A 17,384-nucleotide genomic window follows, 5' to 3' on the forward strand; every position below is an offset into this window, starting at 1 on the left:
CTATTCATATCAATTTAAATCCCAGTAAACTACATAGCGCTGGCGGTGCAGGTTATAGTAGGGTTCCAATGTAACCGGCGTTCCATTTATAGTATTGGTAGTTTTAAAAGTCAGAGGCTCCCCTTTAACTGGTTTTAAAGCCTCAGCAACGTTCTCCTCATTAATTTTTAAAGAACGAACCATATTATCCGGGATGTTATAATCATAATCGTAATACTGGTAAGGATCGGTTGCGTCATGATATGGTGCATGGGCTGGCATTGCTTCGGTACCCATTTCACCTGCCAGTACTACCGGCCCATACATTACAGCGGCAACTTTAGGATTATCCGGCGTTGGTTCCAGGCGCAACGTCATTGGATAGGTTACTTCAACCTTGTCGCCGGTTCTCCATTTGCGGTTCAGGGTGATATAGCTTTCCGACACCTGGTTAACTTTGACGCTTTTACCATTTATTTTCACTATCGCGCCACTACGGGCCCAACCCGGGTAACGAATATAAAGCGATAAGCCTTCTGCATTTGCGGAATCGATAATAAGCCGGGTAGTCGCCTCTTCGGGATAAGCGGTTTCCTGTCTTAATTTCAAACCTTTAGCTTTCCAGGTTAATACCGATGGAATTAACAGGTTGACATAAACACCCTGATCGTTATGGTAATAAATAGCTTCGCCATACTTCGATTGGCTCTCAAACCCCGAGCCTACACAGCACCAAAACGAACTATCGCGGGTACTGTACAGCCGGAAGGCCCCGGCTTTTAATGGCGTAAAGTAACATACCATACCAGTTTTGGGATCCTGCTGCCCCAAAATATGATTGTATAAAGCCCGCTCATAATAATCGGCATATTTTACGTCGGCATCCCATGTAAAAAGGTGGCGTGTTACCTTGAGCATATTGTAGGTATTACAGGTTTCGCCGGTGTAGCCGGTTATGAATTTTGAGATCTTGCCAGGTTCGATAAAGTGTTCCTTATCGCTGTTACTGCCGATGACATAGGTTTGATTACGGATCACATTATCCCAGAAATTGCTTACGATCGCTTTATCCCTGACATCTCCTGTTAACTCATAAGCACGGGCCTCACCCGTGATTTTGGGAATAACGGTATTGGCGTGCATCTTGTTGAGTTTGTCCTCGCCTGCTGCCAAAGGATCAAGCACGGCGTGGTGATAAAACAAATCGCCAAGTTTTTTATGTTCCGGGTTACCGGTGATGGAATATAGGTTATACCAGGCTTCGTTCATGCCGCCAAACTCATTCCTGAGCATCAGGGCCAGCTGATCTCCACTCAGTGGCGTTATTTTTTTGTAAGCCCATGAAGCCATTTTATTTACCACATCAAGCGCCTGGGTATTGCCCGAGTACCAGTAAGCATCAATTAAACCGGCCACTATTTTATGCAGGGTGTACCATGGGGCCCAAACGCTTTTGCCTTTAATATTCCTGTCAATGTAATTTTGTGGGAAAGCACTTAAATAGCCGTCTTCATTCAGGGTAGCCTGTACCTCGGCAAGTCCTGCAACCAGGCTATCGATCTTTTGCTTAAAAGCTGCATTACCTGTAGCAGCATATTGGAAGGATAAGCCAGATAGTAAATGTCCTATGCTATGACCACGTAATTCCATATCCAAGGCTTCCCAACCGCCAAGCGGGGTAGGCATTTTGGTTTTGCTGCTCTTTTTATCCGTGAGCATGCCGGCGTTAACCCTAAAGCTGTGCAACAGCCGCTCTACTGGTAAGGATAGCATCCATTCGCCTTCGCGGTCCATATTATCCTTAAAACGGCTATCAAGCAGTTTCACATCCTGTAAATCAAAACTGTATGCTTTAACGGCAATCTTTGGTTCTGCTTTTATTTGAGATTGGTGCTGGCCCACATATTGAGCTAACGCTCCAAAGGGTAACAACATCAATCCAATCACCACGAACCTGTTAATTCTTTTCATCTTTTTATATCTATTGCATTTAAAAAAGCCAATAGCTTTTCGTTGAAACCATCGGGGTTTTCCAGGTTGCTGACATGGCCGGCATGAGGAATGATCATTTGTTTAGCCGATGGCACCACTTTTAATAACCTGTCGGGAATATCCGCATCAGCATCGCCTGTGAGCACCATTACCGGAACGGTTATTTTTTGCGCCTTTAACCGGGTTTCCGCCTCATTGCCTAATAAAAATCGGGGCTCAAGATGCTGGGGCTGCCAGGCATCCCATTTATAGATCATGTTCCAGACGGGCTGTCTTAAGCTTTTAATGTTTTTACCATTGCGTACGGTTAATTTATTAAACCACTCTCGCTTACTGGCCTGGATACCTTTTACCTGCCATGTTTTGATCTTTTCATGCTGAGTTTCGGCCTCTTCGGCTGTCCATGGTTGACCGGGGCCGGGAACATCAAAAAAATCGCCGCTGGCCGCAGTGGCCGAAAGCAGGCGACCGGGGTAAAGCGCCAAAAAATCAGTAACAATAAACCCGCCCAATGACAACCCAACTACGTGCGCTTTTGCTATATGCAACTGATCCATTAAGGCTTTCAGATCATCGGCATGCAGGGCTTTCTGATTTTCTGAAGGCATCGATGACCAACCGTATCCTCTAAGGTCATAACGGATCACCCTGTATTTTTTAGTGAGCGCAAAAAACTGCGGGTCCCATTCCGTACGGTCAAATGAATGCCCGTGGAGAAGAATGAGCGGCTCGCCTTTTCCCGTTTCTTCATAATACAGCTTAGCGCCATCCGGTGTGGTGATATAACCGTGTTTTACACAGCTCATGCTCACCTGGACAAGCACATCTCTTACCAACAGCGGCAGTACCGGGCTTCCTAAAAATGAATTGAAACCGTTTTTCATTTCGGCTACACGGGCAAGCATAAAGCCATAAACATGGTTCTTTTTATCAATCCAGGGATAAGCCCCCGCCCAGCTCGGGCTGCTGATCAGTATGGCATTACCTTTGGCATCAACCTCTTCCCGCCATTCGCCAAGACCGTAAACATCCTTTCGCTCGCAGGCCCGGGTGTTTTCAACATAAGGATCGGTCATTTTAGCGTTCCCAACCTGGTCGGCCTGCATCTCGCTTATGGCTTTTGCAGACAGGATGCGCTTGCCTTTATATACCCCGTTATGGATGATCATATTCAGGAAACGGGCATAATCTTCCAGTGCCGATCTTGCCCCACCACCAAGCATAGGACTTTGACCATCAACATCACTTACGGGCGTAAAATGGGTTAATTGCATCCCCAATGGCTTCGCTATTTTTTCCTGGAAGATCGATTCCCAATCCTTACCTGTAGCTAATTCGGCCATACGACCGGCTACCTGCATGGCAAGGCCGCCGTATTTGAATTTAGTAGCGGGAGCAGTACCGGCGGGTAAATCAACAATGTGAGCTACCGACTCTTTTAGGGTTTGATAGTTATCAGGATGTCGGCCGGCCGGCTGATAATCAGGATAGCCGGCTGTGTGCGAAAACAGTTGTCTTAAAGTAGCTTCTCCTTTTTGACCTTTAAATTCGGGCAGCCATTTTTTAACCTTGTCATCCCATGATAATTTGCCATCGTCAACAACAGCAGCTATAGTAGCAGCAGCAAGCCATTTGCCTGCCGATGCTATATAGGCTACTGTTTCAGGGGTATAGTTTCCAAAATATTTTTGATGGATAACCTTGTCATCCTTAACAATAATTATAGATGCACCTTTATAGTAACCACTATCAACCCAGCCGCCGATCTTCCTATCGAGGTAAGAAAAATCATACCTAACAGGCATTTTTGTTTTCACTTGCGCAGATGCAACTCCGGCTATAGCGGCCAGTATGCAGGTTAAAATGATTATCCGGGCGTATTTCATTAGTGTTTAACTTTATAAAATTTGGCGCCGAATAAAAAGATCACCGCATAGCATATAATCGGCAAGTAGTAAGCGTGGGCTACGCTTTGGTTGGCTATCTGCCCCATGATCATTGGAAATACCGCGCCGCCTACAACCCCCATCGCTATAAAAGATGAAGCCTGCTGTGTATGACTGCCCAGGTTTTTGATCCCCAAACTGAAAATAGTAGGGAACATAATGCTGAAAAAGAAGTTGATCATCAGCAGGGCGATGTATGATGTCCAGCCTAAACTTTGTGCAACTATAAGGCACATTAAGATGCTCCCGCAGGCAAATACGGCCAGCAATTTATTGGGGGCAATAACGGTCATGAGTGAGGTGCCCACAATACGGCCAAGCAACATCATACCCATAAATAAACTCATAAAATAAGCGGCTTTTTCATCACTGAAATGCATTACACTTGCGCCATAATTTATAAAATAAGCCCAGGTACCTGCTTGTGCAGCTACATTAAAGAATTGAGCAACACAAGCCCATACAAAGTGACTATGCTGGAATAGCTTTTTTGAAGGGGCTACATCTACATTAATGGCTTCCGGATCATCAGCTACAATGGTTGCGTGAGGGTCTGTTAAAGCCGGTATCTTCAAAAACGCAAATACAACAGCTATTAATATCACTACAATGCCAATAGCTACATATAAAGTTTTAACTGAGGTAAGATCTGTTGATTTCACAGTGTCTCCGCTCAACAGGAAAAAGCCGCCAATGGTAGGCCCTATGATGGTACCCACTGCGTTAAACGTTTGCGCAAAGTTTAACCGCAGGTCGCTTTTACGCTGGTCACCAAGCGCTGCGGCAAACGGATGTGCCACCGTTTCGAGTGTTGCCATGCCACAGCCTACGATAAAAAGTGCCATCCTGAAAAAGGCGAAGGAGGCGGCATTGGCTGCCGGCACAAATAAAAATAAACCTCCGGCAAATAAAAGTAAACCTAATATCACACCAGACTTGTAGCCGTATTTTTTCATGAACAAACCTGCCGGGATACTCATAATAAAATAAGCGCCAAAAACTGAAAATTGTATTAGGCCGGATTGGGATATGGAGAGGTTGAGCACGTTTTGAAAATGCTTATTCAGCACATCGCTCATAGCATGCAGCAAGCCCCACATAAGGAACAGCAAGGTAACAAATACGAAGGTTACGATAAATCTTTTCTCGGTAAAAGCTGGTTTATTGGTCATATTATTTATTGAAATTGATTGTCCTGTTGATTGGCGTTAAATAAAATATCAAGCCCTAACCTGTTATCAAAGCTTGCAGCGGCTCCCATCAGGGCTGCGTCTTCTCCTAACACTGCTAATTTAATTCTCAAACTTTCAGCATATGATGTTAGCAGGTTAGTGAGTTCATCCAGGAACATGCCGGATGCCTTTGCAATATTGCCGCCAATAACAAGCGTATCCGGCTTTTCATCCAGAACAATATCTTTAAGGAACAACGACAGATTAACCGTAAACTCATCAAATATGCCCCTGACCACCGCGCTATGTTTGGACGTTAATATTAGCCCGCTCACTCCTATAGCCGAGAGGCCGGTTATTTCATGATATCGCCGCAAAAACCACCTTGTAGAGAAATAATCATCAGCAATACTATCTCGATAAACCTCGCTACCCAAGTTTAAATCATTTACAATACCGTCAACACTCAGGGCTGACCCAAACCCGGTACCCAGTGTAATTCCAATAACCTTCCGGAAGCCGGTACCTGCTCCTGCTACTACTTCTCCCTGTAAAAATGCTTCAGCATCATTTCTGAACAGGATATCTGCAGCTTCTACCCCAAGCACTTCAGATAAGTATAACTTAATGTTTAAACCATAAATAGCCTCATATTTATGCAGATCTTTAATTAGTGAGATCCCATTTTCATAGTCAAACGGACCGGGCATTGCCAGGCCAATCTGCTTAACCGGAGAACCAAATTTTTCATAAGCCTGTACCAATGCGGCTGACCAACTTTCAAGTATTTCAGTTGCTGTTCCCTGTGAATCTACGTTTACCCGGGTGCGGGTACCCTCAATGATCATCTTCTTTTCCAGGTCGATAACAGCCGCGGTAATATGGGTGCCGCCGATATCTGCACTGATTACGTAATTATTTTTATGCTTTAGGCTCATGTATGATGTATTATTAGATTAAATTATTCTAAGCTGATTATGGGGTTATTTTTCCGGGGTAAGATAAACTGCTTCTCCGCCAGACGGAAGCAGGGCAAACTTCAATGCTGTATTGTTGTTTACACTTTTGCTGCTCACCTTAACATGAGTAGCGGTATTTACCGACGGGTCATCGCTGTAAATTGTAGCTTTATATTTTTTACCGGGTTCTAAAAAACTCAAATCAAGTTTAACTTCGCGTGCATCATTGTTGGTAATAGTGGCTACAAACCAATCTTTTCCGCTTCTGCGGGCTGTTGTGATGTATTGCCCCGGAGCTCCCTGTATTACTTTTGTTTCGTCCCATGTGGTTGGGATCTTGTCCCAAAATTCCAGTTCGGGCTCATTGTGTTCAGCCGAGGGTTTATCATACCAATACAGTGTCTGCAGCGGACTGTAATAAATAGCAGCCAGCGCCAATTGATGAGCATGGGTGTTTTTTATCCGCTTGTCAAAATAACAGATAGTATAATCGGCTGCTCCGGCAATGTACCGCGTAAAAGGCAGTACTGTATTGTGCGAGGCATCAGGCATCTCCTCGTTACCACGGATCCCCTCGGCCGACATCAGGTTTGGCCAGGTACGCTGCTCGCCGGTCGGCCGCCAGTCGTCATGAATATTTACCATGATGTGTGCATCTGCCGCCTGCTGAATTGCCTTTTCCACCCAGGTTGTCCAACGATGCGAGCCCTGCTGTACAAACCCGAACTTTACACCTTTAACTCCCCATTTATGATAGACGGCAAACAGACTATCGCTTTGAGCATACAGCCCCTGCTGATTAACATAGAGCCAAACGCCTACGCCTTTATCATTTCCATATTTAATTATACCAGGCAGGTCAAAATCAGGTATCGCAACCTTAGTGGCATCGGAACTGAAACTGAACGCCGGCCCATACCATTTCCAGTCAAACAGGATATACTGCAGGTTATGTTTTACTGCGAAATCTATATTTGCTTTTGCATCGGCAGTGGTTTGTGCCATTACCCGCATAATTTTACCGGGCTTGATCCAATCGGCATTAGTTATTCTTGATGGCTCGTTGAGGTTAAGCATCATATAGTTATGTTCGATCAAATCACCTGGCTTTTCGGCTATCATGATTGCCCGCCATGGGGTGCCTACCGGCGAAATTAACTGCGCCCCACCAAACATCGATGTTACTAAAGTAGATGGTTTATCAGTGCTCAGTTTAAATTTAGTGCGGGCATAGTCAACCAGTTGAGCCTCTCCGAGTGCGGCAAACAGGCCGTTAGGCAGTTCAATGGTTAATGGCCGTTCGCTTTCACCGGGCCAGTCTTTTAATGGCAGTTTATAATACGGAGCTTGTGCCCAATTGGCAAACCAGCCCTGCGTACCTTCAGGCACACTGAATTCGGTATTTTCTGAAGTTACATTGTAATAGGTACCTTTAGGATTTTCGGGGAAATAATACCTGAACGCTACCCCCTCGTTGTAAACCCTAACCTGCACCTGCATTACATAAATTGGGTTATCATCTTTTACCAGCGTAATATTCATGGCATTATAATGATCCCTGATGATAGCTTGCTCGCCTGTAACAGGAACCCAGGTAGTATCATGTAGAGAGGAATCAATTCCGGTGATCAGCAGGTTTTCGCACCAGTTTTTATGCTGATCAACTTTAAGCGCCATTGCTTTTTCTGAGAGACTATTATCCAGCTGAAGATCAAGGGTTGACTGAAGGATTACCTGTTTGTTTTTATAAGCTACACTATAGTACATTGTGCGCTTCCCTGCATCAGCCTTTTGACTAAACCTGAATGTTATATTTTTATCCGGCGACCGAATGCTAAGTACAGAATCTTTTATTCCCTGTCCGTGGACCATGCTGATAAAGCAGCTTATCCACAAACCGGTCATCAATATTATTGCGTTTTTTTTCATATCAAAACAGTATCATCTTCAAGTTTTTTCATCCCGATTCTCATTGGGTCTTTTAACTAAAACGGTTTAATATCTATAGGACAAATAATTTCACGATTTATAATCATCTCAAAAGTAATTACCTTAAAAAATTACAAAGGGGGGTAACAGCTCAATCATAAGGGACAATTTTTCATTCTATTTGATAAACCTTTATAAATCCGAAGCCCGCTTGAAACCGGCTCCGGATTCACTACCGAGATATCTTTTGATAACGAGTCTTAATTATTCGGAATATCCGCCAGGTTTTTATACGAACGCACCCAGTCGACCTTGGCTTTTTCGCCGCTTGCGCAATCACCAAAATCAAGGTAAAGCCCGCCTGTTGTTGAAGCTGTTGGGAATGGCACTCCATCATTCAGGCCAGATTTTGGCGTCCATTTAATGACGTAAACCTGCGTGCCCAAAAGCGTCATATCTGTTTTGCTCACGTACCTGAAATCGTGATTTGTGCCGTTAATGCTCCAATAAGCCTGGACAGCCCAATCGTCGGTACTCTTTTTAAGCTTAGGGATCTGGGTAACTTTAACAGCGAGATAAGGATAGGTCACGGGATCTAACAAAGCAGAACCCTGCCATGCACGAATATAAGTGCCGATTGAAGCAGAGACTTCTAACTGACCATTAGCCACGGCAACCTTTGAGTTTTCGGCCCATGGTATGCCTCCCCAGCCTTCCAGCGCATCAAATTCCCATCTTAATGCACCAACCGCTACAGGGGTTAAACCGCCTGCCGAAGGATGGTAAAACAATAAGCTCCCCCAGCCGGTACCGTCTGTAACTGTGCCGATAGTTTGTTTTTCAATGGCAGTATATTGCTCCAGTACGCGCTGGGTATTTGGCATAGCTGCACCAAGACGGTTATGAAATTGATTGTAGGCCATATAAAATATAGGACGGTAGCTCCCCCTGCTATCAGTAGATATGGCCGGGTACACCCATTTTCCATATACCTCGGGAAAAGCTGTATTGTAAGGTACATCCTGGCCCAGGTTATATTTGGCGTTATATTCAAAAGCTTTCATAATGACAGTATCCTTAGCTACCCACATATCCGGTTTGCCCTGATTATAACCCATTTCGCATAGTTCTTCGAAATTACAAAGCCCTAACTGACTATAGCTTTGTGTCCTCCCGGATTCCTGGTTTTGCCCGCTTGGCAGAAAATAATGCTCGATAGTACCATCCCCGTTTCCATGATAGAAATAGTTGTAAGCAGCATCAAACATTGACTGGTCATCCAGAAATATCCCAAAGGCCATTATCGCCTTAGCATTGGCACTGTCCCAGGTTCCATTGGCCCCACCCGGAATTTCGATACCCTTAATTACAGGGTACCAGATGTTCCGGAACATGTCTTTACATCTTTGCAGGTCTGCGGTTTGCCATCCGGAATAATCACGTACCAGTTCGGCACCATTGGCCATGATGAAACCATTGAAACTTGCACATAGATAAACATCTGGCCCGGTACTGGTAATGCTCTTCAATGTGGTAGACCATGCATTAAGCATTTTCACCGCATTATCCGCATAGGCGTTGTTGCCGGTAAGTTTCCACATCAGGGCCTGAGCAAAGATAGCGTAAGAGTCATTTTCAATAATTGACTTATAGTTTATACCATCGCGGGCTATAATTGTAGGGTCACGGGTAACGAGAGCAGTTGGCCCTTGCATTTGATAGTTTAAAGAAGCCCATGTTGAGGCTTTAAGGGCAATAAAAGTTGTATTCCAGGGCTCGGAAGATGATGCGATCTGCGTTTTGATATAATCTAACGACGATGCGGTCAACAACATTCCAGGGTGTTTAAAGGTCGCGGCCCCTGTCGGGTTTGCTACGCCTTTACTGTTTTTTTCTACACCATATAATGACGGTGATTTTTTGCAGGACGTTGTTACCAATATGGCACACAACGCCATTAACCATAAAGTAGGTTTCATAATTTGGTCTTTTTAATATTTTGTATTTAGGCTGATCTGGTCGAGTTAATTCATTACCAACCCGAATTTTGCGTAAGCTTACTATTTAACTTGATCTGGTCCTGAGGAAGTGGTAACAGGTAGTTTTTATCCTGCCAGGTCCTGGCGTTATCGATAATCAAAATGCCGTTTGCATCCCGGGGTATGGTACTTGCGCCCGGCCAAATGGTGGCGAATTCGGTACCGGCCCATTTAATGCCCTGCACTGGCATCGGCATTTCCGTTTCGGCGGTTTTCCAGCGTTTAAGGTCATCTATCCGGAAACCTTCATTATACAATTCGATGGTTCGCTCCCGCCTGATCTCTGTTTGCATATTTAAGCCGTTGGCGGTTACAAAATCATTGGTCAATAACGGCATAGCGGTGTTTACCCGGTGCCTTACCTGGTTTAACGAAATATTCAAATCGGCATCAGAGATAGTTCCATTGCGTTCATAAGTAGCTTCAGCGTAGTTCAGTAATACTTCGGCATACCTGATCACAGGGTAATCATATGACTCATAAGTGTCGGCCACCTTTCTTTCCGATGCCCATTTCTGGTTCTGGTAACCGGTGCCATAATTAGAAACCAGCGGTTTTAAAGCGGCGTTCGCGATATCCGCTGCATCATTTTTCCAGGTAACACGATAGTTGGTATTGTTCCAGTAGTAATTGCCGTTTACCATTAAGGTATATTGCATCCGTTTGTCCCTGTTGGCAAATTCAGACCTGGCCGTACCATAACCTTTAAACAATGGCGATTTTTCAATAGGTAAGCCATCACTGCATAAATAAAGATTAGCGAGTTTGCGGGTTGCCCAATCTACAAGGCCGTTGCCAAATGTGGTTTTGGTTATGTTAAGATTAGAGATACGGATACTTTCATCATAACGGTTTGAAAGGATATACTCGGTATTTGCCGATTTGGTAATACCTGCCGGATTTGATTTGGTATTTTCAAGTATGAACATATACTTCTGCGCCGAATCGCCTAAGGCAATGCTTGAGCCGGTTGTCCCAAACAAGGCATATTGCCCGCTGGTCATTACAGCTTTGCTTGAACTAATGGCTATATCCAGTAATGTATTGGCGCGCGTAGCGTTTCCCCTTGATTTTTGCCAGGTTCCTTCATAAAGGGCCACCCTTGATAGCAACGCCCCGGCAGCCCCCTTACTTACACGCCCCTCATCTGCAGACCGAAGCACACTTTCCAATGGCAGGTTGGCAATTGCGGCATTCAGGTCGGCTATAATAAAATCGGTAACTTCATCCCTTGAATTTCTGGCTGCCATCAATAATGGATCATTGGTATCCAACGGTTTCGAAACAATAGTTACCCCACCGAAGATTTGCAGAAGGTCGAAATACACATATGCCCTGAAAAATTTGGCTTCGGCTACATATTGGGCTATTTCGGCCGGTGCAGCATAGGTTGAAGCCTTATCTAAAAGAAAATTGATATTCCGGATGCGCTGGTAATCTGTATTATATGTTCCGTCTGTTTGTACAACGCTGTTAGTTCCCTGGCTGTAAACGTTTTTAGTGCTGTTGGTTATCAGATCTGATCTCAGATCACTGTGTACGCCATCCGTAACTGTACCCGCAAATGTTCTTTCATACAGGTAAAATGCATTTGCAGCCAGCTTAAAATCGTTGGCTTTTTTCCAATAAGCAGCGTCAGACAAGGTATCCTGCGGGTTTAAATTCAACGCTTTTTTGCAGCCGAATACAGCAGCAATCAATGCAAACGCTACGATATATTTATAATTAAATCTTTTCATGTTTTTAAAAATTAGAAGGTAACGTTAACACCGGCGGTTAAATATCTGTAAAATGGATAGCGGCCGTAATAAGGGCTTCCGTCTGTCGTGATCACATTTCTTTGCGCTTCCGGGTCCCATCCATCTTTTATTTTAGTTATTTCCCACAGGTCGTTTCCTGAGATATAAACACGTAGTTTTGATATAAAATTGGTTGCAGAAATCAGTTTTTGAGGTATTGTATAGCCTATTACCGCGTTTTTCAAGCGCAGGTAAGCGCCATTTTCAACCGACCATGAAGAGGGTTGATAGTTATAGGAATTGACAGTGCCGTTAGTTGAATATTTAGGATAATAAGCACCGGTATTTTCCGGTGTCCAGTTATTATTTACCGATTGATTGGTGGTATTCAGGTAAACGGCGCTAAAAGGCACCCGCCATACATCACCATTTCTGAAAATGGTTCTGCTGCCTACTCCCTGAAAAATTACAGAGATATCAAAACCCTTCCATTGTACCCCGGTATTGAAGGAATAGGAATACCGAGGATCGTCGGTACCGAGATACTTATAATCGGCGCTGGTAATTTTTCCATCACCATTTAAATCTTTATAAGAGTTATCGCCTATTTGGGCAGTATAAGAACCACCCGGGATATCAGAGCCTGCAATCAGCTTAGTAGCGGCGTCCGCCTGTTCCTGTGTTTGGATGCGGCCGGCATATTCCAGACCAAATACCGAACCTATAGGGTAACCTTGTGTTGCTGCATTATAACCGCCATATATAGTTGTAGCGCCATTGATGTTGATCAGTTTGTTTTTATTATAACTGATATTGCCGCCTACATTGTAACCAACCTGGCCAATTTTATCAGCCCAGGATAAGCTAACTTCCCATCCATTGGTTTTCAGGTGGCCAATATTTGCCGCAGGGGCCTGTGCCCCCAAAATTGAGGGATAGGTTTGCGGTAAAAGCATATTGCTGTTATCTTTTATAAAATATTCGGCAGTACCGGTTAAACGGCTCTTCAATATCGAGAAATCGAGCGCAATGTTGCTGTTTTTGATACGCTCCCATGTTCTGTTCAAACTCACCAGGCCATTAGTTGGGCCAACGGTTACGGCCTGTCCCGAGCCCAGGATGGGGTTATTGCTGGTTACAGTACCTGTTTTAGCTAATACCAATTGCTGGATATAATCATATAAACCAATCCCGCTTTGATTACCTACAACTCCGTAGGACGCTCTCAACTTTAAATCATTAAAAAAAGTAGCACCTTTCATGAAATTTTCCTGGCTGATCCTCCAGCCTGCAGAAAAACCGTAAAAGGCCTTCCACCTGTCTTCTTCGGCAAATTTGGAAGATCCATCATACCTGAAATTGGCCTCGAGCAGGTATTTTTGTTTATAGGCATAATTTACCCTGCTAAATGCCGAGCCTATGGCGTAGTGGTTTTTGGTTTCACTATTGGTTTGGTTACCAATACCAGTTAACGTTTTAATATCCTGCGAAACCGGGTTAAGGACGGTAGCATCAAAATAATCATATTCATCGCGCTCGTACTGGCTGCCTGCTGTAACACTTACCGAATGGTCGGTGCTAAAGGTATTTTTGTATTCGAAATAAGCATTGGCATTATAATAGTCTTCGCCAAGATTTGCACGTTTAAAATAGGATGCATCCTGTGTAGGATTAGTAATACCCGGCACGGTGCCTAAATAATTGTACCACTGAATTGAATTTTGCTGCGTATACCGGTTTGCATTATTTGTGTTATAACCCAGGGTGGCAACAAACTTCAGACTTTTTAAAATGTCATAATTAATTTTTTCATTGATATAAACGTTTGCTTTGGTCAAACGGTTATCGCCGCCCAGTTTGGCCTGCCAGTTGGGGTTAAGCTGTCCGCCCCATGCATATGGCCCGCCGTTAATGGTTGATATGGGCATCCCAGGCTGAGCGTATTGCCCAAGTACATTATTGATCAGCGTAGGTGTTAAAACGTCATTACGGTCATAGGCTATATTTGATTCGATTTTCACTTTGCTGCCTATCAGGAAATCATTAGCCAAACGTACATTATATCGTTTGTTAGAGTTATTTCCCCATCGCAGGATACTACCATCGTCCATGTATCCTAAAGAAATACGATAACCTGCCTTTTCGGTACGGCCGGCAACACTTAAGTTATTTTGGGTAGAGTTTGCTGTTCCCCATAAAACATTTGTCCAGCTGTTGTTAAAAAACACATAGTCGTTTACATCGCTAAAGTTTGGTAAGGGGTTACTTCCATAGGTTTTGATATCTATATAATTATTCAAATTAGCTAAAGCCAGCTTACCATACTTGATCCAAACATCACTGTCGTCAAATCCATCATTTCTTCTGGCTGTAATGACGCCGTTGGCCCATTGCTCAACATTCATTAAATGAGGCTGAAGCCCAACAATTTTGCTCGAAAACGAACCATCATATTGTACTACCGTTTTACCGCTTTTGGCTTTTTTAGTAGTGATCAGCACCACGCCGCCAGCGGCCCTCGCCCCATAAATAGCTGCCGATGCATCTTTGAGGAACGACATACTTTCAATATCATTTGGATTGATAGCATCCAACGACCGAACACCAACGGCTGCAACACCGTCAATCACCACTAATGCATCTGTAGGGTTTATCGAGGATGCTCCCCTGATATTGATATTCCAGCCTTCGTTACCCGGCGCTGCCGAGCCTCTTGTTATCAGCACACCCGGCACCTGTCCCTGTAAGGCCTGGAAGGGATTGGCCAAACTGCCTTTATCTTCAAATGCCTTGGCATTAACTGTTGCAACCGAGCCTGTTAATGTAGCCCTTTTTTGAGTACCGTAACCTACTACTACAATCTCATTCAGCTTATTGTCTGTAACATTGAGTTTGACGTTAATGATCGTTTGGCTGCCTACAACCACTTCTTTTGAATCAAAACCAACGAAACTAAATACAAGTATTGCATTGGTTTCGCCTGAAGGAATAGTAATGGCATAAGCCCCTGAATTATCGGTTACCGTATTGATGGACTTTCCCTTAAGGGTTACCGTAACGCCCGGAAGAGGGTTCCCCTTATCATCGGTAACCTTACCTTTCACAACTATTGCCTGGGCCACTATCAGCGGTTCCGGCTCGGGTAATTTACGCTGAACTATGATTACTCTATTTTTTACGGTATATGTTAGTGGCTGATTCCGGAAACAGGCTTTCAGCACTTCGGTTAGCGGGGTATGTTTAAAATCAACGCTTACCGGATTGGAGCCGTTAAGCATTTCATCGGTATAAAGAAAAGTATAACCGGTTTGATTTTGGATCTCATTAAATACCTGCGCAATAGGGGTATTTTTGCCAGAAAATGTGATGTTTTGCGCGTGACCTGCAAAGGATACCTGGACAAATGCTGTGATCAATAAAACGATGGTAAGTTTCATCACCAACAGAAATTTATGGATATAGGCAGAGTGCCTACACCCGGTAAGAGCATAAAATTTCATATCTTTGAAATGTTTGGGTTTAATTGGTTTATCGTTGTGGATCAATAATATATCGGTTATAAACTCAAACATCAGCCGGGAGTGTTCGCTGCACTTCCGGTTTCCTTTTTAAGTTTATACCATGAGTAGATTTATGGCATAACTATAACCCTCCTCTCAATAATTTTAAAGTGTACTAATCCTGTTAATTCAAGTGCATTTAAAACCTCAGTTATATTTTCAGAACGCGGTACCGTTCCTACAAAACCCTCGTTTGTTATAGCGCCCTGGTATTGCACGCTTACATTGTACCAACGGGCCACTTTACGCATAATGGTTTCTATGTTTTCGTGCGAGAAGTTGAAATTGCCGTTCTTCCATTCTACAGCCTGTGCTGCATTTACTTTGGCCACCTCTATTGCCCCGTTCACACGGGCCTGCTCGCCCGGCACAATAAGCTTTTGATTGTTTCCTGAAATTATTTTCACCGAACCTTCCAGCAGGGTTGTGTTGGTAGATTTTTCATCTGCATAACCCATAATATTAAAATGGGTACCCAATACTTCAACTGTAGAATGATTTACTGTTACCCTGAAAGGCATCGCCTTATTTTTGGCAACTTCAAAATACCCCTCTCCCGTTAACTCAACATTTCGTTCCTTACCGGTAAAGGCAACCGGAAACTTGAGTGAGGATGCAGCATTTAGCCAAACCATGGTACCATCAGGCAAAACAACCTGGTACTGGCCGCCATTGGGGGTTGAGATGGTATTGTAGCCAGATACTTCTGTACCTCTCTGCTGTTTTTGTGAAGCATCATATACCAGCTTTCCATCGGCAGTTTTGTTAACTATGCTATTTTGCTGGTTTGCCAATACCCCATTTTTAGCACTTTCAAGTACAATCTGAGAACCATTGGCCAGTGTAAGTATCGCTTTATTGCCACCCGGAATTATCTTATTGACTTTAGCATTACTTGCAACCGTTTGTTCTTTTATCAGGCTATTCCTAAAGACAATCCCCGCGGTAATGAGCAACAAGATTGAAGCTGCAATAGCGATGAGCTTTTTAAATGTCGTTTTAGGTTGGATGCTATGGTACTGGGCATCTTCATTTTCCATCTCATCAAGCCGGGCCTCAATTTTAGCAAGCAATTCGGGATGGTTAACGGATTCATGATCAGGAAGATTTTTAAAAAAATCGCCATACTGCTCCAGTAAGGCAGCTACTTCTTCATCTGGAAGCGATTCAAGCCATTTAATAAAAAGCTTGTGCTCCTGCTCCGTATGCCGGTTTTCAGAAAATTTTTCAAGGAAATTGTTCCGTGCTTTTTCGTCCATATATGTGTAAGACGACCGGGAAGAAATAAAGGACTACTCAAAAAAATATTTTTTAAATAATCATCAAAAAAAGAAAAAGATACCCTGATAAGCTTAAAACAAATGCTTCCAGGCCCCAACAAGAAAAACACCGATGGTAAGCTCGCCGTGGGCAAGCATATGTTTCCTTACAAAGTCCATCCCGCTGTATAATTGCTTTTTCACGGTGGCTTTAGAAATAGACAGTTTTTCGGCGATTTCATCTAAAGAAAGTTCATCTTTAGTACGAAGCTCCACGATCTGCCTTCTTTTTTCGGGAAGCAAATTGATAGCATCCTGTGCCATCAGGTAAAAATCTTTATAATTTATTTTTGCATCAGATCGCTCGGAACTCTCTTCGGAAATTGGTTGCACCATAACCAACACCTGCGCCTCAGTTTTACTCTTCTTGATATGATCTAATAAAAGATTTTTGGCAGCACGATAAACATACGACTGGAAAGAAACAATGTTTGTTAATGATTCCCTGCGTTCCCAGATCTTGATAAAAACACATTGAACAATTTCTTCTGTTAATTCGGCCGACCGGCAGATCATGTAGATGTAACGGTATAGATTATTGATGTTCCTGTTATACAATACAGTAAAAGCCTTTCGGTCTCCTTTTGAGAGCCGACCTAATAATTCACTCTCATCTAATTGTATTAACATTTCTATATTGGTTATCTATATAAAAATAATTTGAATATAAATTAGGTAACGGATGCCTGCCTATTTAACAGGAGTACTCCCCGGAAGCTCTTTATCAACAGATTATAACTGGCGTTCAAA

The 17,384-nt window shown here is 43.5% G+C and carries 10 protein-coding genes; all 10 read right to left on the reverse strand.

Features of this window, described 5'->3' with window-relative positions; genetic code table 11:
• Nucleotides 1-9: 9 nt before the first annotated feature.
• A complete protein-coding gene (locus AC59JO_RS01900; RefSeq protein ID WP_497302992.1) occupies nt 10-1,950 on the reverse strand; it encodes a glycoside hydrolase family 127 protein in 1,941 nt (646 codons plus the stop codon).
• Nucleotides 1,947-3,857 carry an alpha/beta fold hydrolase gene (locus tag AC59JO_RS01905; protein WP_497302994.1) on the reverse strand — a complete coding sequence of 637 codons (1,911 nt, stop codon included), beginning with the start codon at nt 3,855-3,857 and terminating at the stop codon, nt 1,947-1,949. Before AC59JO_RS01905 ends, AC59JO_RS01900 begins: the two co-directional genes overlap by 4 nt.
• Nucleotides 3,857-5,089, reverse strand: a complete 1,233-nt coding sequence (locus tag AC59JO_RS01910) for a sugar MFS transporter (protein WP_413668937.1) — start codon at nt 5,087-5,089, stop codon at nt 3,857-3,859. The genes AC59JO_RS01905 and AC59JO_RS01910 overlap by 1 nt, the downstream gene beginning before the upstream one ends.
• Nucleotides 5,090-5,094: 5 nt before the next feature.
• Nucleotides 5,095-6,027, reverse strand: coding sequence for an ROK family protein (locus tag AC59JO_RS01915; RefSeq protein WP_497302996.1), 933 nt, complete (start codon nt 6,025-6,027; stop codon nt 5,095-5,097).
• Nucleotides 6,028-6,072: 45 nt separating this feature from the next.
• Nucleotides 6,073-7,977 (reverse strand): glycoside hydrolase family 97 protein, encoded by a 1,905-nt coding sequence (locus AC59JO_RS01920; protein ID WP_497302998.1) that lies wholly within the window; start codon nt 7,975-7,977, stop codon nt 6,073-6,075.
• A gap of 260 nt (nt 7,978-8,237) precedes the next feature.
• Complete coding sequence (locus AC59JO_RS01925; protein WP_497303000.1) at nt 8,238-9,956, reverse strand: alginate lyase family protein; 1,719 nt, start codon at nt 9,954-9,956, stop codon at nt 8,238-8,240.
• A gap of 53 nt (nt 9,957-10,009) precedes the next feature.
• Nucleotides 10,010-11,755, reverse strand: coding sequence for a RagB/SusD family nutrient uptake outer membrane protein (locus tag AC59JO_RS01930; protein ID WP_497303002.1), 1,746 nt, complete (start codon nt 11,753-11,755; stop codon nt 10,010-10,012).
• 11 nt (nt 11,756-11,766) lie between these two features.
• Complete coding sequence (locus AC59JO_RS01935) at nt 11,767-15,255, reverse strand: TonB-dependent receptor (protein ID WP_497303004.1); 3,489 nt, start codon at nt 15,253-15,255, stop codon at nt 11,767-11,769.
• A gap of 131 nt (nt 15,256-15,386) precedes the next feature.
• On the reverse strand, nt 15,387-16,574 hold the full coding sequence (locus AC59JO_RS01940) for a FecR domain-containing protein (protein WP_497303006.1): 1,188 nt from the start codon (nt 16,572-16,574) through the stop codon (nt 15,387-15,389).
• Nucleotides 16,575-16,667: 93 nt separating this feature from the next.
• Nucleotides 16,668-17,264 (reverse strand): RNA polymerase sigma factor, encoded by a 597-nt coding sequence (locus AC59JO_RS01945; protein ID WP_413668944.1) that lies wholly within the window; start codon nt 17,262-17,264, stop codon nt 16,668-16,670.
• Between the last annotated feature and the right edge of the window lie 120 nt (nt 17,265-17,384).

The sequence above is a fragment of the Mucilaginibacter sp. A5337 genome (assembly GCF_059690695.1).